General features: G+C 58.2%; 25 protein-coding genes and 1 tRNA gene. 20 read left to right on the plus strand and 6 right to left on the minus strand.

Going from position 1 to position 23001, the window contains the following annotated elements; genetic code table 11:
* Nucleotides 1-347 precede the first annotated feature (347 nt).
* Entirely contained in the window at nt 348-2033 is a 1686-nt protein-coding gene (locus tag C1878_RS13860) for a L,D-transpeptidase family protein (protein ID WP_241963756.1), read from the plus strand.
* 93 nt (nt 2034-2126) lie between these two features.
* Here the strand turns inward: C1878_RS13860 and ybaK are convergent, their stop codons facing one another.
* A complete protein-coding gene (ybaK, locus tag C1878_RS13865) occupies nt 2127-2615 on the minus strand; it encodes a Cys-tRNA(Pro) deacylase (RefSeq protein WP_114602201.1) in 489 nt (162 codons plus the stop codon).
* 222 nt (nt 2616-2837) lie between these two features.
* Nucleotides 2838-3050, minus strand: a complete 213-nt coding sequence (locus tag C1878_RS13870) for a helix-turn-helix domain-containing protein (protein ID WP_241963757.1) — start codon at nt 3048-3050, stop codon at nt 2838-2840.
* Between the two features lie 334 nt (nt 3051-3384).
* On the opposite strand from C1878_RS13870, the gene loaP reads away from it, so the two are divergent.
* The 16 genes from loaP to C1878_RS13950 all read left to right on the plus strand — a co-directional run bounded on the left by loaP (nt 3385) and on the right by C1878_RS13950 (nt 17941).
* Entirely contained in the window at nt 3385-3897 is a 513-nt protein-coding gene (gene loaP / locus C1878_RS13875) for an antiterminator LoaP (protein WP_114602203.1), read from the plus strand.
* Nucleotides 3898-3962: 65 nt separating this feature from the next.
* On the plus strand, nt 3963-4691 hold the full coding sequence (locus C1878_RS13880; protein WP_114602204.1) for a sugar transferase: 729 nt from the start codon (nt 3963-3965) through the stop codon (nt 4689-4691).
* Nucleotides 4692-5459: a WecB/TagA/CpsF family glycosyltransferase gene (locus C1878_RS13885; RefSeq protein ID WP_114602205.1), complete on the plus strand. Its 768-nt coding sequence runs from the start codon at nt 4692-4694 to the stop codon at nt 5457-5459.
* A complete protein-coding gene (locus C1878_RS13890; protein ID WP_114602206.1) occupies nt 5460-6506 on the plus strand; it encodes a polysaccharide biosynthesis protein in 1047 nt (348 codons plus the stop codon).
* On the plus strand, nt 6503-7693 hold the full coding sequence (locus tag C1878_RS13895) for an NAD-dependent epimerase/dehydratase family protein (protein ID WP_114602207.1): 1191 nt from the start codon (nt 6503-6505) through the stop codon (nt 7691-7693). Before C1878_RS13890 ends, C1878_RS13895 begins: the two co-directional genes overlap by 4 nt.
* A 3-nt stretch (nt 7694-7696) precedes the next feature.
* Nucleotides 7697-8875 (plus strand): UDP-N-acetyl glucosamine 2-epimerase, encoded by a 1179-nt coding sequence (locus C1878_RS13900; protein ID WP_114602208.1) that lies wholly within the window; start codon nt 7697-7699, stop codon nt 8873-8875.
* Nucleotide 8876: 1 nt separating this feature from the next.
* Nucleotides 8877-10196 (plus strand): glycosyltransferase, encoded by a 1320-nt coding sequence (locus C1878_RS13905; protein ID WP_114602209.1) that lies wholly within the window; start codon nt 8877-8879, stop codon nt 10194-10196.
* Between the two features lie 7 nt (nt 10197-10203).
* On the plus strand, nt 10204-11526 hold the full coding sequence (locus C1878_RS13910) for an O-antigen ligase family protein (RefSeq protein WP_147272958.1): 1323 nt from the start codon (nt 10204-10206) through the stop codon (nt 11524-11526).
* A gap of 1 nt (nt 11527) precedes the next feature.
* Entirely contained in the window at nt 11528-12571 is a 1044-nt protein-coding gene (locus C1878_RS13915; protein WP_114602211.1) for a glycosyltransferase family A protein, read from the plus strand.
* The gene (locus C1878_RS13920) at nt 12568-14073 is read left to right on the plus strand and encodes a lipopolysaccharide biosynthesis protein (RefSeq protein ID WP_114602212.1); all 1506 of its coding nucleotides are present in this window, start codon (nt 12568-12570) and stop codon (nt 14071-14073) included. The genes C1878_RS13915 and C1878_RS13920 overlap by 4 nt, the downstream gene beginning before the upstream one ends.
* A complete protein-coding gene (locus C1878_RS13925; protein WP_114602213.1) occupies nt 14061-14852 on the plus strand; it encodes a phosphorylcholine transferase LicD in 792 nt (263 codons plus the stop codon). The genes C1878_RS13920 and C1878_RS13925 overlap by 13 nt, the downstream gene beginning before the upstream one ends.
* A gap of 28 nt (nt 14853-14880) precedes the next feature.
* Entirely contained in the window at nt 14881-15588 is a 708-nt protein-coding gene (ispD, locus tag C1878_RS13930) for a 2-C-methyl-D-erythritol 4-phosphate cytidylyltransferase (RefSeq protein ID WP_114602214.1), read from the plus strand.
* Nucleotides 15581-16297 (plus strand): SDR family oxidoreductase, encoded by a 717-nt coding sequence (locus tag C1878_RS13935; protein WP_114602215.1) that lies wholly within the window; start codon nt 15581-15583, stop codon nt 16295-16297. Before ispD ends, C1878_RS13935 begins: the two co-directional genes overlap by 8 nt.
* A gap of 514 nt (nt 16298-16811) precedes the next feature.
* Nucleotides 16812-16940, plus strand: coding sequence for a hypothetical protein (locus C1878_RS17005; RefSeq protein WP_255417933.1), 129 nt, complete (start codon nt 16812-16814; stop codon nt 16938-16940).
* 178 nt (nt 16941-17118) lie between these two features.
* Nucleotides 17119-17325, plus strand: a complete 207-nt coding sequence (locus tag C1878_RS13945; protein ID WP_114602217.1) for a helix-turn-helix transcriptional regulator — start codon at nt 17119-17121, stop codon at nt 17323-17325.
* A gap of 55 nt (nt 17326-17380) precedes the next feature.
* Nucleotides 17381-17941, plus strand: coding sequence for a VanZ family protein (locus tag C1878_RS13950; protein ID WP_158539823.1), 561 nt, complete (start codon nt 17381-17383; stop codon nt 17939-17941).
* Nucleotides 17942-18219: 278 nt separating this feature from the next.
* Here C1878_RS13950 and C1878_RS13955 read toward each other — a convergent pair whose 3' ends face one another.
* Complete coding sequence (locus tag C1878_RS13955; protein WP_114602231.1) at nt 18220-18834, minus strand: flavodoxin family protein; 615 nt, start codon at nt 18832-18834, stop codon at nt 18220-18222.
* 128 nt (nt 18835-18962) lie between these two features.
* Here C1878_RS13955 and murI point away from each other — a divergent pair, with 128 nt between their 5' ends.
* From murI to C1878_RS13970, 3 genes are all read left to right on the plus strand, one after another.
* Nucleotides 18963-19886 carry a glutamate racemase gene (murI, locus tag C1878_RS13960; RefSeq protein ID WP_114602232.1) on the plus strand — a complete coding sequence of 308 codons (924 nt, stop codon included), beginning with the start codon at nt 18963-18965 and terminating at the stop codon, nt 19884-19886.
* A gap of 55 nt (nt 19887-19941) precedes the next feature.
* A complete protein-coding gene (rdgB, locus tag C1878_RS13965) occupies nt 19942-20547 on the plus strand; it encodes an RdgB/HAM1 family non-canonical purine NTP pyrophosphatase (RefSeq protein WP_114602219.1) in 606 nt (201 codons plus the stop codon).
* A 69-nt stretch (nt 20548-20616) separates the two neighbouring features.
* A tRNA-Pro gene (locus C1878_RS13970) sits at nt 20617-20693 on the plus strand.
* 303 nt (nt 20694-20996) lie between these two features.
* Here the strand turns inward: C1878_RS13970 and C1878_RS13975 are convergent.
* The 3 genes from C1878_RS13975 to C1878_RS13980 all read right to left on the minus strand — a co-directional run bounded on the left by C1878_RS13975 (nt 20997) and on the right by C1878_RS13980 (nt 22980).
* Nucleotides 20997-21752, minus strand: a complete 756-nt coding sequence (locus C1878_RS13975) for a DUF4231 domain-containing protein (RefSeq protein WP_114602220.1) — start codon at nt 21750-21752, stop codon at nt 20997-20999.
* A 138-nt stretch (nt 21753-21890) separates the two neighbouring features.
* Nucleotides 21891-22532 (minus strand): hypothetical protein, encoded by a 642-nt coding sequence (locus tag C1878_RS16475; RefSeq protein WP_147272959.1) that lies wholly within the window; start codon nt 22530-22532, stop codon nt 21891-21893.
* Nucleotides 22519-22980, minus strand: coding sequence for a TIR domain-containing protein (locus tag C1878_RS13980; RefSeq protein ID WP_114602221.1), 462 nt, complete (start codon nt 22978-22980; stop codon nt 22519-22521). The genes C1878_RS16475 and C1878_RS13980 overlap by 14 nt, the downstream gene beginning before the upstream one ends.
* Between the last annotated feature and the right edge of the window lie 21 nt (nt 22981-23001).

Raw genomic sequence — 23001 nt, forward strand, 5'->3', positions numbered from 1 at the left:
CGGCGGTGCCCGTGGCGGGCTGCCGCAGCCGTCGGGAGGGGATGGCCCCACCTTTTCAAGGATCCCGCCCCGCGAGGGGCGCCGCGTGCCGAGGCGTTGCGGAACGTCCATTCTATCCCGCCCGGCCCGTTTGTCAAGCGGCCCGGGCGGTCGAGGGCGGCCCGCATCCTCATCCATACGTTGAGGATGCGGGGAAAACGCGCCTCGTCCGTGGCGAATTTGTGACGAGTGTAACCTTAGGGCTCGATGAACCGTTTTGTTTACGAGGGAATGACGCTTCTCTTGGTACAATGCAACGATTAGACGAGAAGCGAACGCCGAGCCGTCCGAGTGTATGAGAGCCGCACATGAACGATAACAAGAACAGCAAAGCCAAGCACGCGCGCCACGCCGCCCCCGCCGCGTCGGAGGGCGACGGCGCCGCGTTGGAAGAATCGAAGCCCGTCGGCCAAGAAGCGAGGCCGGCATCGCCGGCACCGAACCAAACGGCCGTCATGCCGCAGGCCGTGCGTCCCGTGATGCCGCACGGCGCTCCCGCAGGCGCGCCTGCGGGCCAGCCCGGGTTCACACCCGGCGGCCCCATGCTGCCGGTGGACGTGAGCGAGGCCGACGCCAAGGGCCGCCGCAGGCCCGCCAAGGTGATCGGCATCGTCCTCGGGGCGATCGTGGCCGTTCTGGCCGTGGTGTACCTGGCCGGAGCCTTCGTGTTCATGGACCGCTTCCTGCCGAACACGACGGTGGGCGACCTCGACCTGTCGTTCAAGTCGTCCGTCGAGGCGCAGGGCATGCTCTCCGACGTGGTGGACGACTATAGGCTCAAGGTGGACGGGCAGGGCTTCTCGCTCACGCTGTCGGCCAGCGACGCCGGCATGAAGCTCGACGCCAAAGCCGTCACCGACTCCATCCACGCCGACGCCAACCCGTGGGCGTGGCCGTTGGAGATCGCGAAGACCCACGACGAGACGGAGAAGCTGGCCGCCTCGTACAACGAGAGCGGCCTGGGCGCCGCGGTTCGCACCGCGGTGGACGAGTTCAACAAGACCGCCACAGCGCCGGTGGATGCGACCGTCGGCTACAGCGAGGCGCAGAGCGCGTTCGTCGTGCAGCCCGAGACCGTGGGCACGGCGCTGGACTACGACGCCGTGCTCAAGGTCGTCGACGACGCCGTCCTCGCCATGCAGCCCACGGCGAAGCTCACGAAGGACGAGTTGCAGCAGCCCACCGTGCTGTCCACCGACGCGAAGCTCACGACCGCAGCCCAGCAGGCGAACACCATGATAAAGGCCGACCTCGTGCTCACGATGGCCGGTTCCACGGCCGGCGAAGTGAACGCCGATCTCATCTCGCAGTGGGTGCACCTGGGCGACGACCTTGCGGCCACGCTCGACGAGGGCGCGCTCACGGCCTGGGTGGACGACCTCGCGGCGAAGTGCGACACCGTGGGCACGACGCGCACGTACACGCGTCCCGATGGCAAGGTGATCACGGTGTCCGGCGGCGTCTACGGCTGGTCGGTCGACAAGGACGCGCTGCTCGCCATGGTGAAGGACGGCGTGGCGAACGGCACGGTGGGCACGTTCGACGTTCCCGCCTCCACCACGGGCACGGCCTACAACGGCGCCGGCGCGCAGGATTGGGGCGCGCGCTACTGCGACATCGACCTGGCCGAGCAGTACGTGCGCTTCTACGACGAGTCCGGAGCGCTGGTGTGGGAGTCGCCCTGCATCTCGGGCATCCCCGACGGCGTGCACGACACGTCGGTTGGCGTGTACTGGCTCAACCAGAAGGCGAGCCCCTCGAAGCTCATCGGCTACGAGAACGGCCAGAAGATATACGAGTCCACCGTGCAGTACTGGATGCCGTTCGTGGGCAACGCCATCGGCCTGCACGACGCCGACTGGCAGCCCAGCTTCGGCGGCTCCATGTACGCCAACGGCTACGGAAGCCACGGCTGCGTGAACCTGCCGCCCTACAAGGCCGCCGAGCTCTACGGCATCATCCAGGCGGGCGACGTGGTGGTGAGCCACTGGTAGGATGTATCTTCGCCGAACAACGAGCGGGCCCGCACCCTTGGGGATGCGGGCCCGCTTTGCGTCGGGGGAGGAGCGTTTCGCGCGGCGCCGGCCTCACACCACCGTCAGGTCGGCGCGGGAGAGCGGCTCGACCACGCGGCCGAGGTCGCCCGGAGCCATCTCCACCTGGCAGCCTATGCGCCCGCCCGAGAACGCGATGCGCTCGTAGAGGTCCGCCGTCTCGTCGATGACGGTGGGGAACTGTTTCAGCATGGCGATGGGGGAGCAACCGCCGTGCACGTAGCCGGTGAGCGGCAGCAGGTCGCGCGACTTTACCATGGCCACGGCCTTCTCGCCCACGGCTGCGGCGGCCTTCTTCAGGTCCAACTCGCACGCCACGGGGATCATGAACACGTAGTGCTCGCCCGACTTGCCCTGCGTGACCAGCGTCTTGAACACGCGGTCCTGGTCGAGCCCCAGGAGGCGCGCCACCTCCGTTCCGGAGAGCGCCTCCGGGCATTCGAAGAACCGCGCCTCGTACGGCGTTCCCGCCGCGTCCAGCACGCGCATGGCGTTCGTCTTGTGGTCGCGTTCCTTGGGCATGGTCGGATCCTTTGGGGGACGATGGCTTGTTTTCCGAACAGCGTAGCACAAGGCGCGGGGAACCGCATTCTCCTGACGTTTCCGCCGTCGCGACGGAAAGGGGATCGTGTTTTCGCTGGTCTTGCGCATACCGCTCGCCTGCGGCTCTGTTACTCAATTGTTGCTTTTATACAACTACTTATCTATAATCGACATGCCGAGTGCGAGACACGGTGCGATTTGCTATTCGTTTGGAGCGATGCGGGGGATGCCCTCGAAGAACTCCGACAGGGTCATGTCGAAGCCGTTGGCGATTTTGGCGAGGTTCTGCAGCGTTACGTTGCGGTCGCCGACTTCGATGGAGGCCAGGTAGGTGCGGTCCATGCCGATCTTCAAGGCGAACCGCTCCTGACTGAGCCCGGCGGCTGCGCGCAGGTCCTTGATCCTGAGGCCCACTTTTGTTTGCAGTAAGTTTCGCATGAACGCAGACTACGGGTGTGTTGTATGTATAACAACGGACTATATACAACATTGCCGAAGTCGTTGCCCAATTGAAAGGCGCCTCGCGCCTTTTCTTTGGCCCTCGTATGTTGCGTAGATACAACAAACGGGGAAACGAACATATCTTGAGATGACGCAATCGTCGCGAAGCGCGTTCCGTCGATCGACAAGAGGATGAATAGGTGCAGGCGATTTCCCTTCCGGCCGAGGGCCGGGGCGAGAGAGACGTGCAGCTGTTCATCCTCTTTTCTTTTGGCGGAACCTCAAAGCGACGGGGAAGGAGCAGGCGATGTGGTACGTGGCGCAGGTGCAAGCGGGACGCGAAGCCGCCACGCGCGATCTTTGCCGCCGCTTGGTATCCCCGGACGTCTTGGAGGAGTGCTTCATGCCCGAATACGAGACCATGTGGCGCATCCACGGCGAATGGCGGCTGGTGAAGCGGCTGCTGTTCCCCGGCTACCTGTTCTTCGTCACGAGCGACGCCGAAGAGCTCAACAAGGAGCTTTTGCGGGTGCCCATGCCCATCCGCCTGCTGGGCAACGAGGAGAACTCGTTCTTCCCGCTGACGGAAAAAGAGCAGGACTGGTTCCTGTCGTTCATGGACGGCGAGCACATCGTGCGCATGAGCGAGGGCTACATCAAAGGCGACAAGGTCACGGTCACGCGCGGCCCGCTCATGGGCTTCGAGGCCGACATCCGCAAGATCGACCGCCACAAGCGCCGCGCCTATTTGGACGTGACGCTGTTCGGCCGCACCGTCCCCGCCAGCGTGGGCCTGGAAGTAGTGAGGAAGACCGCGTGACGCAGTCCCACCGCCCGACGGGGGGGGGGGGTGCTGACCGCTGCGGTCGCTACTTCATGCAGGAGATGGAGCCAACGGATGAGCTTGCCTTCGACGAGGGCGCATTGCCGTGCGAGGTAGCCGCCGAGCCGGTCGGACTCGGCGGCGAGGCGGACGGTGCGCATGCAAAGGGGCGCATAGGCTACCGGGTTGCGAAGCGGGTGTTCGATATTGTGTTCAGCGCGACGGCAATAGTGTTGTTGCTCGTTCCTTCGATCATCCTATGCATCGCCATCCGCCTGGAATCGCCAGGCAGCCCGATCTACTCCCAAAAGCGTGTCGGTCGCATTGGCACCGACGGCAAAATCGTGACCTTCGACATGTACAAGTTCCGCAGCATGTACGCCGACGCCGACGAGCGTCTGCCGGAGCTGCAGGAGATGAACGAGGCCGACGGACCGCTGTTCAAGATCAAGGACGACCCGCGCGTGACGTGCATCGGCCGTTTCATCCGCAAGCACTCCATCGACGAGCTTCCCCAGTTCGTGAACTGCTTTCTGGGCCAGCTCTCCTGCGTGGGCCCGAGGCCGCCGCTGCCCGGCGAGGTGGCCCAGTACGACGCGCGCGCCATGCGCCGCCTGTCCGTGAAGCCCGGCCTCACCGGCTACTGGCAGGTGAGCGGCCGCAGCGACACGAGCTTCGACGACATGGTGGAGCTGGACCTCGCCTACATCGAGGAGCGCGGCGTGCTGACCGACCTCAAGGTTATCGCCCGCACCGTGGCCGTGATGCTCACCGGCAAGGGGGCGTGCTAGGTGGCCGCCGAGTCCCGCGTGCAAGCCCCGCCGCGCGTGTCGGTCATCGGCGTGCCCATCACGGCGGTCGACCTGGAGGGGTGCGTACGCTTCGTCGAGGAGAGCCTCGACGCGATCAGGGGGAGCTACCTCTGCCTCTCCAACGCCCATACCACGGTCATGGCCCACGACGACCCGGCGTACTTCGAGGTGCAGGCGGGATCGCTGATGTCGCTTCCCGACGGCAAGCCCCTCTCCGTGGTCGGGTGCAGAAGCGAGCCTTCGATGGGCCGCGTGACCGGCCCCGACCTGCTGAGGGCCCTGCTCGAACGCTCGAAATCGCATGGTTGGTCCCACTACTTCTATGGGAACACGCCGGAGAACCTGCAGCGTCTAGAAGTGACCCTCGGGCGGGACTATCCGCAGGCTCGGATTGCCGGCCTCGAGCCTTCCGTGTTCCGAGAGCTCTCCGACGAGGAGGTGGGGGAACTCGCCGGGAGGGTCGATGCCTCCGGCGCGGACTTCCTCTGGGTCGGCATCGGGGCCCCGCGGCAGGAGACGCTCTGCGCACGCCTCAAAGGAAACACGCACTGCCTCATGGCGGGGGTAGGGGGAGCCTTCAACATCCTGGCCGGCGTGACGCCGGGGGCTCCCGGCTGGATGCAGCGGGTGGGGCTCGAGTGGCTCTACCGCCTCTCGCAGGAGCCGCGGCGGCTGTTCAGGCGCTACGCCGTCACCAACACGAAGTTCGTCTTTTACGCGCTGACAGGGAAGAGAAGGAAATCGTAGATGCAGGCATTGGAAGGCAAGACTCTCATGATAACCGGCGGCACGGGCAGTTTCGGCTCCACCGTGCTCGGGCACTTCTTCGGCTCGGACGTGGGCGAGGTCCGCGTGTTTAGCCGCGACGAGAAGAAGCAGGATGACATGCGCCACTGCCTGCAGGAGCGCGACCCGGAGCTCGCCTCGAAGGTGCGCTTCCTCATCGGGGACGTGCGCGACGAGAGGTCCGTGCGCGACGCGATGCGCGGGGTGGACTTCGTGTTCCATGCGGCGGCGCTCAAGCAGGTGCCCTCCTGCGAGTTCTTCCCCATGGAGGCCGTGAAGACGAACGTCGTCGGCACCGACAACGTGCTTCACGCCGCCATCGACGAGGGCGTGCAGAAGGTCGTGTGCCTCTCCACCGACAAGGCAGCCTATCCCATCAACGCGATGGGCACCTCGAAGGCCATGATGGAGAAGATCATCTACGCCAACGCCAGGAACGGCGCGGGCCGGACCACCATCTGCTGCACCCGCTACGGCAACGTCATGTGCTCGCGGGGAAGCGTCATCCCGCTCTTCATCGACCAGATCCGCGCCGGGCGGCCCGTGACGGTCACCGATCCCTCCATGACGCGCTTCCTCATGAGCCTCGACGAGGCGGTCGACCTCGTGCTCTTCGCCTTTGGGCACGCCGAGCCGGGGGACCTGTTCATCCAGAAGGCACCCGCCGCGACGGTGGGCGATTTGGCCGAGGCCGTGCAGGAGCTGTTCGGACGCACAGGCACGAGGGTGATCGGCACGCGCCACGGCGAGAAGCTCTACGAGACGCTCATGACCTTCGAGGAGCGCCTGCGCGCCGAGGACATGGGCGACTACTTCAGGGTGCACGCCGACACACGCGACCTCAACTATGACAAGTTTGTCGCGGAGGGCAAGGTGGAGTCGCGGGGCGAGGAGTCCTACAACTCCCACAACGCCGAGCGACTCGACGTGGCGGGGACGGTCGCGAAGGTCAAGGAGGCCTCCTACGTGCGTGAGGCGCTCGCCGGGCGGAAGGGGGACCTTCTGTGAGGGTGCTCGTGACGGGTGCGAAGGGCTTCGTGGGCCGCAACCTCTGTGAGTCTTTAAAGGCGATCCGCGACGGGAAGGACCGCAGGCCACGCTACCAGGCGCTGCTGCCGATCGAGGTCTGGGAGTACGACCGCGACTCTTCCCCCGAGAACCTCGAAGTGTGGTGCGCTCAGGCCGACTTCGTCTTCAACCTCGCCGGCGTGAACCGCCCCAAGGACCCCTCCGAGTTCATGGAGGGCAACTTCGGGTTCGCCTCGGAGCTCTTGGGACTCCTGGAGCGCCACGGCAACCGCTGCCCTGTCATGCTCGCGTCTTCGGCCCAGGCCTCCCTCGAGGGCCGCTACGCGGGAAGCGAGTACGGCAGGTCCAAGCTCGCGGGGGAGAACCTGCTCCTCGAGTATTCGGAGCGCACCGGCGCGAGGGTCCTCGTCTACCGCTTTCCGAACCTCTACGGCAAGTGGTGCCGCCCGAACTACAACTCCGCCGTGGCCACGTTCTGCCACAACGTCGCGCGCGGCCTGCCCGTGCGCGTGGACGACTCCGCGGTCGAGCTCGAGCTGCTTCACGTCGACGACCTCGTCTCCGAGATGCTCGAGGCGCTGCTCGGAAACGAGACGTGCGACGCGGACGGCCTCTGCCATGCCGACCCGACCGACCGTGCGACCTTGGGCGAGATCGTCGCGCTCCTCGAGTCCTTCCGCGACTCGCGCGCCACCCTCGATGTCCCCGACCAGACCGAGGGCTCCTTCTCCAAGAAGCTCCACTCGACGTTCCTGTCGTACTACGAGCCTGGGACCTTGTCCTACCCCCTCGATCCCAAATCCGACGAGCGCGGCTCCTTCGCCGAGCTCCTGCGCACCCCCGACCGGGGCCAGGTCTCGGTGAACGTCTCCAAGCCCGGCGTCACGAAGGGCAACCACTGGCACCACCTGAAGTGGGAGAAGTTCCTCGTCGTCTCCGGCGAGGCGTCGATCCGGCTGCGGCGAGTGGGCCTCGACGAGGAGGGGAGGCCTTTTCCGACCGTGGAGTACCTCGTCTCCGGTGAGCGCCCCGAGGTCGTGGAGATGGCCCCCGGGTTCACCCACTGCATCGAGAACCTCTCCGTCGAGCGCGACCTCGTGACACTCATGTGGGCCAACGAACCCTTCGACTCCGAAGCCCCCGACACGTACTACGAGGAGGTATAGAGGATGAGAGCGGACTTCTCCGACGTCTCCTTCGAAAACGACGGTCGCCTCAGGCTCCTCGTCATCGTGGGCACGCGTCCCGAGGTTATCCGTCTGTCCGAGGTCATCAAGAAGTGCCGCCGGCACTTCGACTGCCTGCTCGCCCACACGGGGCAGAACTACGACTATTCCCTCAACGGCGTCTTCTTCCGCGATCTCGAGCTCGGCGACCCCGACGTGTACCTGGACGCCGCAGGGGAAGACCTCGGGGAGACTATCGGCGCGATAATCGAGTCGAGCTACAAGCTCATGGCCGTCGTGCGCCCCGACGCGCTCCTGATCCTCGGCGACACGAACAGCTGTCTGTCGGCCATCCCTGCCAAGCGCCTGCACATCCCGATCTTCCACATGGAGGCGGGCAACCGCTGCAAGGACGAGCGGATCCCCGAGGAGACGAACAGGCGGATCGTCGACATCATATCCGACGTGAACCTCGCCTACTCCGAGCACGCGCGCCGCTACCTGGCCGAATGCGGCTGCGCCCCTGAGCGCACCTTCGTGACGGGCAGCCCCATGGCCGAGGTCCTGCGCGCGAACCTCCCGAAGATCGACGCGAGCGGCATCCTGGGCGAGCTCGGTCTCGAGCCCAAGCGTTATATGCTCCTCTCCGCCCACCGTGAGGAGAACGTCGACGACGCGGCGAGCCTGCGCTCGCTCTTCGGCGCCGTGAACGCCCTCGCCGAGGGCTACGGCATGCCAATCCTCTACTCCTGTCACCCGCGCAGCCGCAAAAGGCTTGCCGAGGCCGGCCTCGGGCTGCACACCCTCGTGCGCATGCACGAGCCGCTTGGCTTCCACGACTACAACAAGCTGCAGTCGAGCGCGTACTGCGTGGTCTCCGACTCGGGGACGCTGCCCGAGGAGTCGTCGTTCTTCGCCTCGATCGGCAGGCCCTTCCCTGCGGTGTGCGTGCGCACCTCCACCGAGCGCCCCGAGGCCCTCGAGAAGGCCTGCTTCGTCCTGGCCGGCATCGGCGAGCGCGGCCTTTTGCAGGCCGTGCAGACCGCCGTGGCCCTCGAGGAGGCCGGCGACGCCGGCATCCAGGTGCCCGACTACGCCGACGGAAACGTGTCGGCGAAGGTTGTGAGGATCGTCCAGTCCTACGTCGGCATCGTCGACAAGATGGTGTGGAGGAAGGGCTGACGTGAAATACGTCCAGATCAACTCCTTTTACAACGGATCGACCGGGACCATCATGCGCGGCCTCCACAAGGAGCTGCTCGAACAGGGCCACGACTCCTATGTCTTCTGGGGGCGCCGCCACGAGACGGTGTCAGACCATGAGCGGTGCTGCGCTTCGAAGGCCGGGGTCTACGCGCACGGCGTGTTGACGAGGCTGACGGGCCGTGCGGGATTCTACTCGAAGCGCGACACGGCGAGGCTGCTCGCGGAGCTCGACGAGATCGACCCCGACGTGGTGCACCTGCACAACGTCCACGGCTACTACGTGAACGTTGAGATGCTCTTTGAGTGGCTGGCGGCGCATCGCTGTCAGGTGAAGTGGACCCTGCACGATTGCTGGGCGTTCACGGGCCACTGCGCGCACTTCACATATGTGAAGTGCGCGCAGTGGAAGACCCGCTGCGCGTACGAAGAGCCCTGCTGCCAGCTGTCCACCTACCCTAAGACGATCTCCAAGCGCTCCTGCACGAGGAACTTCGACGACAAGAAGCGCATTTTCAATCTAATCTCTGCCGACCGCATGGAGCTGATAACCCCCTCTCAGTGGCTCGCCGACCTTGTGGGCGAGTCGTTCCTCTCCAAGTACCCGGTCACCGTGAAGCACAACGAGATCGACCGCGCCGTGTTCAAGCCGACTTCGAGCGACTTCTGCGAGCGCTACGGCCTGGATGGCAAGTTCGTGATCTTGGGCGTCGCGTCCCCATGGACGGAGCGCAAAGGATTGGGTGACTTCGTGCGCCTGGCGAATGTGCTGGATGATAGGTGCGCCATCGTGCTCGTCGGGTTGACTAGGCGACAGATCAAGAAGATGACCTCGCACATTTTGTCTTTCGGGAGGTTGGAGGATCCGAAGGCTCTTGCTCGCGTGTACACGGCGGCCGACTTGTTCGTGCATCCCGGCGTAGAGGAGACGTACGGCCTCGCGGTCGCCGAGGCTCAGGCGTGTGGCACCCCTGTTCTAGTACGTTCGAGGAGCGCTTGCGAGGAGGCTGTGCAAAACGGCGAATGCCATACGGTCGATCTTGGCTTCGATGCGCTGAAATCGACAGTAATAACGGTGGGAGGGGGGTGCTCCGTGATTTGCCTTGAGAGAACGGAATCGAAGCAGCAGATGGCTGCGATATACAGCGCGGCGGATGTTTTCTTCAACCCGACACGAGAAGACAATTTCCCTACCGTGAACTTGGAAGCGCAAGCCTGCGGCACTCCGGTGCTGACCTACGACACAGGCGGATGCGAAGAGACGATAAACCTTGAACATTCGCAAGTGATAGGGGGCTGATAGGATCATGCCTTTGTTGTTGGCAGCAATGATCGGTGTCTCAATCTTTGGAAATGAGTTCTTTAAGTTCTCAATAGGGACGTTTAATGTGCTTGATTTTCTAATTGCGACCACATGCATTTCGTATTTAGTAATTCTCTCGTTTGGCAAAACGAAAAGAAGCTTCAATTCTGGTCTTTTGTGCGACAGGTGGCTCTGGGCCTTTTTGGCGTATGGGCTGATCTCGGTCGTTTTCTCGTATATGAGTTTTTATTCATCTCTCGGGCTGTCTTCAGACGTGTTGTTCAATGCCTCTTTCATACCACGGCAAGCATACTACTTTTTCTTTATTCCGCTGATCATCGCATCGACGCGTCATCCATCTTCTGAAAGTTGCAGGAAGTTCCTTTGTAGAAAGTACAGGTTGCTTTTCTTTTGCATTTATGTAGCGCACGTTTTATGGACGGGTGGATTTGCCCTTGATGTATCGAGCTGTTTTTGCCTGAGTTTACTTCTGCTGTTGAATAAAAGGAAGCAAGAGGTCATCGACCTTCTCTTCCTAGGTGTTGTTCTGCTCAGCCCAATGGCTGTAGGGGGAGAGATGACGCAGGCTGCGATTCGCCTCGTATGCCTAGTGTTCTATTTTGCGAAAAACAAGGAAAGCGTTTTCCGCTACGGGATGTTTGCAGTCTTGGCCATTGTGATCGCATGTTTTATCGTTCCGTTTGTACCGTTTGGAGACTTGGGTCTTGATGCGAATACTAGTTGGAGGATTTCATACTGGAGAGACGAGCTCGACCAGCTCCTGGCTACATACGGCATGGGCGTAGGATATGGTACTTCGTATGCATCGTATAGCTTTATTGGGTCGGCGACATTCGGGCCATTTGCGGCCACTGAGCAGTATTCCACTTTAGAGAAAATGTACGTTGTGGGTTGTCACAACTCGTTTATTTCGCTGGCTTTCAGGTTGGGTATTGCTGGCGTTTCCTTGTTGCTGGCGTATATTTTAAGCCTTGCAAGTCGGAAGCGTTCATATCGGGAGGGCTTTACTTCCTCGGCTTGCTTCGCAGTAATTTCTTCTCTGATAATAATCTGTTTCAACGTCGGATTCGAGAGTCCTGCCTATTTTTTCTTGTTCGCCTTCTCAGTAAGTTACCTGAATTCGGCTATTACTTTGCGCGAAGCAGGCTCTTACTCCATAGAGGCAGACAGAGGGCATCGTTTGAATATGACCAATTTTGCAGGCATGGGTGGTGCAGAGGTTTTTCTACATCACGGTGTGATTTCAGAAACCGTTAAAAGAGCGCATACCTGGCTCGGATGCCATCTTGTAACGAAGGGCGCGTAGAATGCGGAGTCCCTTGCTTTCAATTGTCATTCCGGCTTATAACGCTCAGAATTATTTGAGCGACTGCCTCAACTCCATTCTCATGCAGGATTTTGAAGATTATCAGGTAGTGATTGTCGATGACGGATCCATCGACGACACACCAAAAATATGTGGGGCATTTGAGTCTTCGCATTCTGGGAAAATAATATATTTTCGACAAGAAAACAAAGGCCCCCTCTTGGCTCGACTTCGTGGGCTAGACGAGGCATCAGGTCGTTATGTCACTTTTGTCGATAGTGACGACATGCTGCATCACTTTTCGTTGTTGCAAGTTGCGGATGCGCTTGGCCGGCTGATGCCCGATATGCTTATGTTTGATATGAGCCAGCATAAGTCTTTTGATAAAAGTGGTCCGAGATTGTTCGATGTTGATTACGAACTTTCGGTTATCGAGAAAGAGCAAGTTGTAACAAAACTTTATTCAACTCATCTGCTTAATTCGCCGTTTTGCAAGGTTTTTAAAAAAGATACTGTTAATGATGCCACTTCTTCCTTGAGTCGATTCGCTTATTACTCGAGTTCCGAAGATTATCTAATGGTAATGACTTTGATCGATGCTTGTACGACGTTTGCGTATTTGAGAAGCCCTCTCTATTACTACAGAAACACACCCGGTAGTCTTAGTCGTTCGTTTGCGCTTGAAAAGGCGGAGCAATCTCTTGCTGTCAGGAATATAGCCCTGAACAATGCTTCGAAATGGGCCGCAAAGTTTGGGTCGGAGGATATCTATCGCGGTGCGTGCGTAGATGCGTGCGCTACCTTTTCGGGAATCATCGAGAGTGCTGCTTTGAACTGCAAAGACACCTCTGAAGTGTTCAATTTGGTAAGAAAGAGCGACTGCTTTAATAGGTCTGTGATCGAAGGGCCTCGCGACATGGTTGTTCGCATTGATAGGCTTGTTGAATGTGAGCTACTTAAGCAGAGCCACTTCTTGCTACTCAAAATGCTAAGCAAAATATTTTTTGTTGCGAAGCAGATCAAAAAGAATTTGTTTGGCGCATGACGGCTCGTCGCAGCGGTCGAGGAATTGTCGAAAGGCTGACAACTCCGACAGAAAGTTCGTCAGTGATGACGAACATTTCACTTGCTTTCTTTGCTCAGGGATCTACTTTGGTTGTAAGTATTGCCATGTCTCTTGTCGTGCCGAAACTTTTAGGATTGGAGTCTTACTCATACTGGCAAACATTTTTGCTTTATGCCGGATTCGTGGGGCTTGCTCTTCTCGGCGTAAACGATGGCTTATATTTGAGGCTGGGGGGGTCAGCCTATGGCTCTATTGATCGAAAGATGCTCAAAGGGGAGTACGGACTGATTCTCGCTGCGCAGTTCTTTATTGCCGGCTTTTTTATCGTAATCGTGCTTGCCCAGGGCTTTAGGGGTGATTTACTCACAATTGGGATAGGCGTTTGTTTTTACTGTTTGAGTGCTAATTCGTTCTCCTTGTTCGGATACACCTTACAAGCTGCCAATCTCACCCATTTATATTCCATTGCTAGTCTAATCAACAAGATTGTGTTTATTGCGGCGCTAATTATTTTGTTTGGAACCGGACATGAAAGCTATGCGGCCTTAATCGCTGTGTATGTGTTAAGCCAGATCGTTGCAAGCTTATACATGCTTTATTGTTTAAGGGATTTGTTCAAGGTTGGCGCGTGCGATGTAAAATCATCCGCATCTCTTGTGATAAAAGATATTAAATCCGGCATTAAGGTCATGGTGGCCTTTTATGCCAGCTCTCTAATAGTTGGCTTTGCGCGGGTTATGGTTGAACTAAATTGGAGTATAGAAGAGTTCGGCCTTCTCTCTTTCGCTTTGTCAATAGTGTCTTTCGCCTTAGCTTTTATAGGTCAAATATCAATGGTCATGTTTCCTGTTTTAAGAAGAATAGGGGGAGATGAGCAGAAGCGGCGCTTCCTTCAGATAAGAAATGTGTTGGTCGTTATCATGCCTCTCGTCTATGTGGTTTATCCCCTTGGTGCATTCTTTTTGACGTGGTGGTTGCCTGATTTTTCAGATGCTTTGCTTTACCTGGGCATCGTAATGCCTATCTGCGTGTTTGACGGAAAGTTCAACTTGCTGTGCAGTACTTATCTTAAGGTGCTTCGCGATGAGAGATATCTTCTTCTACTGAATGTTGCAGCAATGGTCGTAGGTATCACCCTTAGTTTGATTGCCGTCCATGTGTTCAAAAGCATCATTTTTGTAGCCTTGGGAGTGGTTGCGTCGATCGTCTTCAGGAGTGTTTCGGCGGAGTTGTTTTTAGCTCGAAGGAGAATTGACCTGCGGGTAGGACGGTATCTTGCAAGCGAAGTGTGTTTGGCGGTCGTGTTTATCACCATCCAGTTATTGAACATTAAAGCTATGGGCTTGCCACTGGTTTGGTGTGCTTATCTATTCTACTTGTTATTCAACAGAGGTTGCTTGCGAGATGTTTTTCGCTTGATGGGTAGGAAAGCTAAGAATAAAAAAGCCTTTTGCGAGGAAGTGTACCGATGCAGGAAATGACATTAGAAGAAATCCAAAAAACTTGCCTAGAGCTTCTCAAAGAGTTGGATTCCTTTTGCAGTGTGCACGGGCTTCAGTATTTCCTCATCGGCGGCTCCGCTTTGGGAGCGGTGCGTCATGGTGGGTTTATCCCGTGGGATGACGACGTCGATGTGGGGATGCCCAGGGAGGATTACGAGTCGTTCTGCCGCTCTTACGCGGACGGCGACATATTCAAGCTGTCGCTTTTGGGCAAAACGGAAGGCTATTTCAACCCCTTCGCCAAGTTGTGCGACGCCCGCACGAAATACGAGGAGCCGACCTCGAGGAGCGTCAGCCAAGGAGTCTTTATAGACGTCTTCCCGATCGACTACGTATGCGAATCCCAGACGGCCATCAAAAGAGCGATGGTCAGGAAGCGCCTGTACAACTACGCGTTCACGACTCGGCTCGACGCTCAGAAATACAGGAGCGAGCCGATTTCGATGCGGATCTTGAGGAAGGCGATGAGCAAGGCGTACGCGATGCGCGACCCCGTCGCTGCCTCGGAGGCCGTTGTCTCGGGCATCGTCAGCTCAAAACCCACTTCGCGGGCGATGAATATCTGGGGGGCATGGAACGAGCGTGAGGTCATGAACGCGGAGTGGTTTGGCGAGGGGGCGACGTTTCGGTTCGAGGACATGGATTGCCCGATCCCCTCCGAATGGGACAAATACCTCTCAAGGCTGTACGGGGACTACATGTCCCCTCCCAAAAGCCTGCCGCACAGCCACGGGCTCGCTTTTCGGATCGAAGACTAGATCGCAAAAACGGACGGAAGGGACGGACATGAAGGACAAGATCGGCCTCATATTGCTCGCGGGGGGAGTGGGCAGGAGAACGCAGCGCAAAGTTCCGAAGCAGCTGCTGCTCGTCGGCGGAAAGCCCATGCTGGTCCACTCGCTTGAGAAGATCGAGGACATCCCCCAGATCACGAGCGTTGCCATCCCCTGCGCCGAGGAGGCGATGGAGAAGACCAGGTACGTGCTCGACGCATGGGGCTACGATGAGGCGAAGTACCGCATCGTCGAGGGCGGAGCGACCCGGCACGAGTCCGTGTCGAGGGGCCTGTCCAGCCTTTCGGGCTGCGACTACGTGATCATCCACGAGGCGGCGCGCCCGTTCGCGGCCAAGGCCGACTTCTTGCGCCTTTTGGAGATCGAGGACTACAATGCGACTCTGGGTGTGTCGATCCCGTTCACCGTGGCGGAGGTCGACAAGACCGGCAATCTGAGCGGGGTTCTCGACCGCTCCGCCTTGGTTAACGTCCAGCTTCCCCAGATATTCGAATACGCGACGCTGGCCGCAGCGCATGAGAAGGCGGCGCAGGCGGGAAGGCAGTACACGGAGGACGCAAGCCTTTTGTACGACCAGCTCGGGGTCGCGGTCCGCATAGTGGAGGGCAGCGAGATCAACATAAAAATCACGTACCCGTCCGACTTGGTGATCGCGGAGTCCATATACAGGAGCTTTGTGATAGGAGGGGCCGATGACTAGCAAAGGGGCCTGCATCGTCACCGGGGCGAGCCAGGGGATAGGCCGGGCGACGGCGATAGCCTTGGCGGCCAAGCGGGAGTACTCGTCGATCGTCCTGGTGTCGAGAAATCTCGAGAAGCTGGAGGAGACCAAGGCGCTGGCGGGCAACCCCGACAACATGTTCGCGCTCCCGTTTGATCTGGAGGAGCTGGAGGGGATACCCGCGATGGTCTCCTCCGTCGTAAGGGATTATGGGGACATAGACCTCCTCGTGAACGTCTCGGGCTATGCGGATCCGAAGCCCCTTTTCGAGACGGACGCCCACTCGCTGGAGAAAACCTTCCGAGTGAACGTCTTCGCACTTACCCTGATGTGCCGGGAGGTCGCGAAGAACATGCGCGGCCACCGATGCGGCAAGATTATAAACATCGCTTCCACGGCGGGCAGCACGCCGCGTCCGGGATGGATCTCCTACTCGTCGTCGAAAGCGGCCGTCATCTCCATCTCCCAGACCCTGACCGCCGAGCTCGCGGAATACGGGGTCAAGGTGTACTGCGTGTCTCCGGGGCGATGCGCGACTGATCTGCGCAGGAAGCTCGCGCCGGAAGAGGACCCTGCGACCATCATGCAGCCCGAGCAGGTTGCGGAGATAATCGACAACTTAAGCGGGGACACGGGAAACGCGTTGGATGGGCAGGATATCGTTGTCCGCTATCAGCCGAGGCTCTAGTAGGTTGGTTCTGCCGAACAATGCGTTGTGCTTAGCTTTGAATGTTGACCAGCGATCTTGAGCGGTTCTGAACAACAATATGGGTGGAAAACCACGATAATCAACTCGCCATCAGGCAAATCATCGTAGAGTGACCACTTCCTTGCACTCCTCTCGTATGTCCCCGTCCCCTGGAGCCTTGGATCTTCGAACTACACGACGCTTAAGCTTCATGCCACGCTTTACATCCGACACCAGGTGTTCATTACCGGGGTGCTTGTGGAGCGATGAACTCTGCGTGTTCGGTGAATCTTGTTGATGCGAGAGCTCGGGATTAGCGAATCGCAAAGCTAAAGACTCTACTTCGTTTGCGAGAGCCATTTCTTAATCAGATGCAGAATTCAATTGGAAAATGCAATTAGGGGAATCTATTCCGAAGGGGCATTCACTGGGCTAGGCAGTTCATTGTTGCTCGCTGCAAATGAGCTCGCAGGCGCTTTCGACGGTGAGGGAGCAGTAGTCAAGCAAGCAGGATATGAGCCTGATGGACTCCGGTTCTGATATTTCGCTTTGCGCCAGCGCCAAGGCGAGTGCGGATGTGCCCGAAAGCGTCATCCTCACGTCGGCGAATTCGTCGAAGGCTTCGAGCGGGGTGTTGATCTGAGGCTTTTGACGAAACACATCAGTTCCTTTCTATGAATTTGAATATTCAATATTTATATTTTAATATTCAAATATAATATCAGATAGTGAATCAAAAAAGAATAGATAAGAAGAGTTGTTCGGCGCTTTTGTCTTTTTGGGTTGGCGGTTGCTGGTATTCTACCCATAAGGAGGAGCGCATGGCATCTATTCGCTACTACAAACTATTCGATTTGCTTGCACGTCGAGGATACAAGAAGACGGACCTTATGAAGGAAGTGGGTCTATCGTCGGTGACGGTTGCCAAGCTCTCCAAAGGCGAGTCCGTCACCACGGACACCATCCTGCGCATCTGCGAGCGGTTCGACGTGCAGCCGGGCGACATCATGGAATACGTTCCGGATTGATGCGCTCGCTGTTTTTGCGGATCTGTGCGCCGCGCGAAGGGCGTCGGGTGTAGGGGTGGCGATCCGAAAGCCCGCATTAAGTTTCGTTCTGAAAACGGTTTGCGCCATCGGGCTCGGAGCGACGCTGGTCGCCATATTCTTGCTCACCGAGCAGACGCCCGAACAGACCTCGTCTTTGTCCGGCGAGGCTGCCCGCTTCATCGCCGCCGGAGTCACCTCGCTCGAGGCGGCGGTGGCCCGCATCGGCTCAGATGCGCTCAGCAGTGTGTTCGCCTGGCTGCAAGCGGCCGGCGTGAGGCGTTGGGCGCATACGGCCGAGTTCTTCGCGGTTGGGTTGTTCTCGAGCTTTACGTCGCTTGCGATTTTCGGGAGATCGAGGCGGCTTGCCCCTCTTGCGATCGGGTCGCTGGCGTTCAGCATCGCATGCTCCCTGTTCGATCAGACGCACAAGCTTTTCGTTCCTGGGCGCGAATTCGATACGCAGGACCTGCTCTTCGACGCGTTCGGCTACGTTGCCGCCGTCGCCATCGTCTTCGCCGTCGGGGGAGTGTGCAGGATGGTGCGGCGACGACTGTCGGCGCCTCCATCTGGTCGGCATCTGCGCGATCGCGATTAGCGTATGCCTACATTGCACCGCCAGCCTGCTTTGCACATAAGAGGTGCGGACGAAGCAGGGAGGGGTCCAAGGAGAAGCTGAAATAGCAAAGCCCGGGAACAAGTCCCGGGCCCCATAATACCTGCGCCGCCCGACCTGGATGGTGAAGCCCCATAAGCCGCCGTCCTGGGCACCGCCGGTGATTCGTATTATACGAGGCGCGCAGCCCGTGCGCAACATGGTTGATCTTGCATTTCGTCCGGCTTCCAGCGGTTCGCACAGGGGCTTCGCAAGCTCCTTTACCTAATGAAGTTCGTCATCACCTTCGGCTCCACGTCGGGGGCGGGCACGCTTGCCGTCGCCTTCAGCAGCCAGGCCATGTTCCGGCCCAGCACGCGCATGATCTGCAGGCCCTCTTCGTCTTGCCGCACGTCCTCGGCGCTCTTGCCGTGCACCATGGGCCAGTAGTTCGACGACACCACGGGCATGCAGTTGATCTGGAAGTACTTGTTCACTTGGTCGATGGCCGGCGTCGTGCCCGCGCGGCGTGCGGAGGCCACGGCCGCCGCGGGCTTGAAGCGCAGGTTGGCCGAGGCGGCGTAGAACATGCGGTCGAGCACGGCCAGCAGGGCGCCGTTCGCGCCGGCGTAGTACACGGGCGTTCCCACCACGATGCCGTCGGCGGCCTCCGCCTTCTCGATAAGGCCGTTCACCACGTCGTCGCGGAAGATGCAGCGATGGTCGCCGCACTTGGCGCAGCCGCCGCAGCCGATGCATCCGCGAATGGGGTCGCGGCCTACCCAGGCCATCTCGGTCTCCACGCCTTCGACCGCGAGAGCGCCCGCCACCTCGGCGAGCGCGGTGTGCGTGCAGCGTTCTTCGTTCGGGCTTCCGTTGATCAGCAGAACCTTCATGGGCATGCCATCCTCTCGTCTTCGACGCTTCCGTTTCTCTCGCATCCCAGATTAGCAGAAACTATGGCAGCCCGGTGCCGACTGCAAACAACGAACGAACCCTACGCTATACTGGCCGTATGGACGACATGCATACAAACCCCCTCCCGCCGGAAACGGAAACGACGCAAAAGCCCCTGGCGAGCGCCCCGCGCACCTTCGACGATGCGCCCATCGGCGTGTTCGACTCGGGCTTCGGCGGCCTCACGGTGGCGCGCGAACTGGCGAAGGCACTTCCGAGCGAATCCATCGTGTATTTGGGCGACTCGGCGCGCTGCCCCTACGGCCCGCGCACGCTGCAGGAGGTCGACGGCTTCGTGCAGCAGATCGGCGGCTGGCTGGTGGAGCGCGGCGTGAAGATGATCGTCATCGCCTGCAACACCGCCACGGCGGCAGGTCTCGCGCATGCGCAGCGGACGTTCCCCGTGCCGGTCATCGGCGTGGTGGAGCCGGGCGCGCGGGCGGCTGCCATGGCCACGAGGAACAACCGCGTGGGCGTCATCGCCACGAAGGGCACGGTGGAGTCGAACGCCTACACGTCGGCCATCCGCCATCTTGACGCGGGCATCACCGTGTTCTCCACGGCCACGCCGCGCTTCGTGGAGATAGCCGAGCAGGGCATCCGCATGGCGGAAGGCCCGCTGGAGAACTACACGTCGCTCGCCTCGAAGGTCTACATCCGCCCGGCGTTCGAGGAGATCGCCCGCGAGTACCTGGAGCCGCTGCGTCGCGCGGGCGTGGACACGCTCGTGCTGGGCTGCACGCACTTTCCGCTGCTCAAGGCGCTCATCGGCGGCGTCATGGGGCGCGAGGTGGAGCTCATATCGTCGTCGACGGAGGCCGCGCGCGACGTGGCCGAGATCCTCGGGCGCCGCGGCGCCTACGCGCGCGACGGCCACGAGGCGCGCTACGAGTTCTTCACGACGGGCGACGACGTGGAGGAGTTCCGCAGCTTCGGCAGCCGCGTGTTCCGCGAGCCCATCGACACGGTGGCGCACGTCGACCTGGCTTGAGAACGGCGCGGCGCAGGGCCGCTGGCAAGACGTATCGAGGGAAGGGAAGACCTGCATGAAAACGGTGGTGCTGGCCACGAACAACGCGCACAAGGTTTCCGAGATAGCCACGGCGCTCGATTTCCCCGGATGGGAGTTTCGCACGCTGCGGGAGCTGGGCATCGAGTCGGACCCGGCGGAGGACGCCGACACGTTCGAGGGCAACGCGCGCATCAAGGCCCGCGCGGCGCACGAGGCGTCCGGCGGGCTCGCGGCGCTGGCCGACGACTCCGGCTTGGAAGTGGACGCGCTCGACGGCGCGCCCGGCGTGCATTCGGCGCGCTACGCCGGCGAGCCGTGCGACGACGCCGCGAACAACGCCAAGCTGCTGGCCGCGTTGGCCGACGTGCCGGACGCCAGTCGCGCGGCGCGCTTCGTGAGCACGCTCGTGTTCGTCGACGAGGACGGCACCGAGACCATCGCGCGCGGCACCATCGAGGGGCGTATGGGCCATGAAGAGCGTGGGAGCGAGGGCTTCGGCTACGACCCGCTGTTCCTGCCCGACGTGTTCGGGGGCGACCGCACGCTCGCCGAGGTGAGCCAGGACGAGAAGAACGCCGTCTCGCACCGCGGCAACGCCCTGCGCCAGCTGCGCGCGATGCTGGAGGGCGCCGGCGATTAGGACGATATCGGCGAAGCCGTCATCGCAGCGGCGACGCTTCTGCTATAATACCCGTTGCTGATTCGGCGTCGGGGCGTGGCGCAGCTTGGTAGCGCGCCTGCTTTGGGAGCAGGATGCCGCAGGTTCAAATCCTGTCGCCCCGACCATAAGATGCCTCTCAGGTGACGTGTCAGCCCATTTTCTGCGTTATTCTTGCTTTACGCCCTAACGAATTTCTTTTTCTAGTTGTCGAATCCACGAATTGTAGGGTTTTGCCATGGTTCGTAGTGATCGGGTACAGAGCTGCGGTGGATGATAGCAATCTCGCAACTTCGTTCATCAGAAGTAAGCCGCGGTGCTCGTTAAGGCGAAAAACCCGATGCCTTTTAATCTCGATGGGCATTCCCAATTGAGTTTTCCGGAATTGAAAAAAAGCGGTCTAACAAAAATCGATTACCCGTCTGCTTTCCTTAATTATCCTTTCTTGCAAACCACTGGATGTGCTCTCGGGAAAAAGCGTTTTCCGAGTCACTCACGAATTTTGCTAATGTTTCGTCAGTGACATCATCGATCTCACAAGACGAGATAAATCCGATATCATGCGCTGCTTGATTGTATGAAGCTACAAGTTCAGAAAACCTTTTTGCCTGGATCCAAGTGAGTATCGACGTGGAAAAAGCGATTACTACGTCAACTGGAAGTTGCTTTTCATTTCCACTTGAATAGCCGAGCATCAAAAACATAATTGAGACAATCAGAGATAATACGTACAATATCGAAAAAATGTTGTATTGCCAGCGTTTAACATTACCTTTTTTTCTGTACCATTCATACTGATCGTTCACCCTTGAGCTATCGTATAGTTTTTTGCGGTCTTCAGCTGATCTTGCTCTAAGTGAGATCATTTTATCTGGCAACTGGCAACTATTCTTATCGGGATGGAGTTTTGTTGCTAGCTCTTGATTTTGTTTGTAGAGCATATCAAGGCGATCACAAAAATCGATTTTCGCTCTTTTTTCGTCATCATATTCAAAAGGGTATGCTTTTGTTACAAAACGCCAGGATAGTGTTTTAACTGATTCTGCAAGAGCTCTTGCAGAATACCAGTGAGCCATAGTTTTGCTCACCAGTAGGTAGATTGCTATAACAAGGATGATCAATAAGGAGATTATTTGGTAAAAAATGAGAGAAGGATGATCTTTAGAAAAAAAAAGAAAACACGGCAATAGAAACGAATAAAAACAACTGAGCTATCAAAACACCGTAATATTTATGCTGCTCTTTAGCCGAGCATGAATCTGCGGATCGGTACAAAGCTGGGAAATCATCATATGATAATTCGAGGCTAGATTCATTTTTCAAAACTATTCTCCTCTATATCTTTCAAATTCAGTACTAAATTTTGTTGGTCTGCCAATGATGCCGCTTGCGGGCTGCACGCCAAGCCATGATTCAAGATTGTTAATAAGATTTGAATCGGTAATTTTTTTGTAGCCACGTCCTTGGCATTCTATTTCGCTGAGATGAGGAGGGATTCTTATTGCCGATGCTCCCCAGTACCAGTATTTTTCTGCGATCAAAACGGAGTCTGCCCTTAGATCTCTTCTATAGTTTTTGATGTTTCGCTCGCCGCCAGGCAAACTATGATGCGAATTCTCCTGAATGAATTCTTGATTAGCAGCGTCAAAATGATAGATATTGTCGCCGTACTTGAACCGAGCGCTTCCGTTCATTACTGGCTTTTTACACTTAAATCTAGGATCGTTCCAGTACTCGTTGAAAGACATTTTTTCACTGACTTGCATAGTGAATATAATCGAGTGTTTGCGAATCGAACTTTGCGCATTTGAAGTGCAGCCAACTATCCAATCCCCAATTTTTGCTGATTTTCTAATACCTGGCTTACACGTGGCTAAGGTGCAGCATGGTGGAAAGGGATTAGGAGCAAATCCATAATCACGAGTAATGATATAACTGAAAATTGAGGGGTTGTTAGCAGGTGGCACGTCCGTCTCCATCGAAAAGCTTCAGTGTTCCATCACTGTTTTCGAAGACGGAATTCCCGTTGATTGCATCTAGGATGCTTTTCGAATTCCATGAGGCAATTGAATTGCTGTATAGTTCAATTGCCTCGGGAAGAATAGCATTTTCTACGCCTGGCAGATATACGCCAACTATATTTTTCCCATGCTTAAGAGCGTATTCTATCTCCCAAGATACCCAGTCGCGTGTATGCGTATCTTCTCCAATTAACACAACTACAGTTCCAGCCCAATCTATTGACGACCGTATAAGGCTTTTGATGTATTCAGGATTGTGCGCGGCATTAGGGTCTTCTTTAGTTAATGAGCTGTCTCGAACCGTGTACTTATCTCCTATAAGGGCTTTAAAGTCATCGATGTAATTTTCATCGTCTCCCGAATGTGCAATAAAAATATTTATCATTTCACTCATATATGTGCTCCTAGAAATTGA

This window comes from Gordonibacter sp. 28C (assembly GCF_003339845.1).
Lineage (GTDB): Bacteria > Actinomycetota > Coriobacteriia > Coriobacteriales > Eggerthellaceae > Gordonibacter.

Coding starts and splice junctions, on each gene's coding strand:
- C1878_RS13935 (WP_114602215.1), top strand. CDS start 15,581: ATGACTAGCAAAGGGGCCTGCATCGTCACCGGGGCGAGCCAGGGGATA.
- C1878_RS13980 (WP_114602221.1), bottom strand. CDS start 22,980: ATGAGTGAAATGATAAATATTTTTATTGCACATTCGGGAGACGATGAA.
- C1878_RS13945 (WP_114602217.1), top strand. CDS start 17,119: ATGGCATCTATTCGCTACTACAAACTATTCGATTTGCTTGCACGTCGA.
- murI (WP_114602232.1), top strand. CDS start 18,963: ATGCATACAAACCCCCTCCCGCCGGAAACGGAAACGACGCAAAAGCCC.
- C1878_RS13915 (WP_114602211.1), top strand. CDS start 11,528: ATGCGGAGTCCCTTGCTTTCAATTGTCATTCCGGCTTATAACGCTCAG.
- loaP (WP_114602203.1), top strand. CDS start 3,385: ATGTGGTACGTGGCGCAGGTGCAAGCGGGACGCGAAGCCGCCACGCGC.
- C1878_RS17005 (WP_255417933.1), top strand. CDS start 16,812: ATGAGCCTGATGGACTCCGGTTCTGATATTTCGCTTTGCGCCAGCGCC.
- C1878_RS13920 (WP_114602212.1), top strand. CDS start 12,568: ATGACGGCTCGTCGCAGCGGTCGAGGAATTGTCGAAAGGCTGACAACT.
- C1878_RS13925 (WP_114602213.1), top strand. CDS start 14,061: ATGCAGGAAATGACATTAGAAGAAATCCAAAAAACTTGCCTAGAGCTT.
- ispD (WP_114602214.1), top strand. CDS start 14,881: ATGAAGGACAAGATCGGCCTCATATTGCTCGCGGGGGGAGTGGGCAGG.
- C1878_RS13880 (WP_114602204.1), top strand. CDS start 3,963: ATGGAGCCAACGGATGAGCTTGCCTTCGACGAGGGCGCATTGCCGTGC.
- rdgB (WP_114602219.1), top strand. CDS start 19,942: ATGAAAACGGTGGTGCTGGCCACGAACAACGCGCACAAGGTTTCCGAG.
- ybaK (WP_114602201.1), bottom strand. CDS start 2,615: ATGCCCAAGGAACGCGACCACAAGACGAACGCCATGCGCGTGCTGGAC.
- C1878_RS13900 (WP_114602208.1), top strand. CDS start 7,697: ATGAGAGCGGACTTCTCCGACGTCTCCTTCGAAAACGACGGTCGCCTC.
- C1878_RS13955 (WP_114602231.1), bottom strand. CDS start 18,834: ATGAAGGTTCTGCTGATCAACGGAAGCCCGAACGAAGAACGCTGCACG.
- C1878_RS13910 (WP_147272958.1), top strand. CDS start 10,204: ATGCCTTTGTTGTTGGCAGCAATGATCGGTGTCTCAATCTTTGGAAAT.
- C1878_RS13860 (WP_241963756.1), top strand. CDS start 348: ATGAACGATAACAAGAACAGCAAAGCCAAGCACGCGCGCCACGCCGCC.
- C1878_RS13890 (WP_114602206.1), top strand. CDS start 5,460: ATGCAGGCATTGGAAGGCAAGACTCTCATGATAACCGGCGGCACGGGC.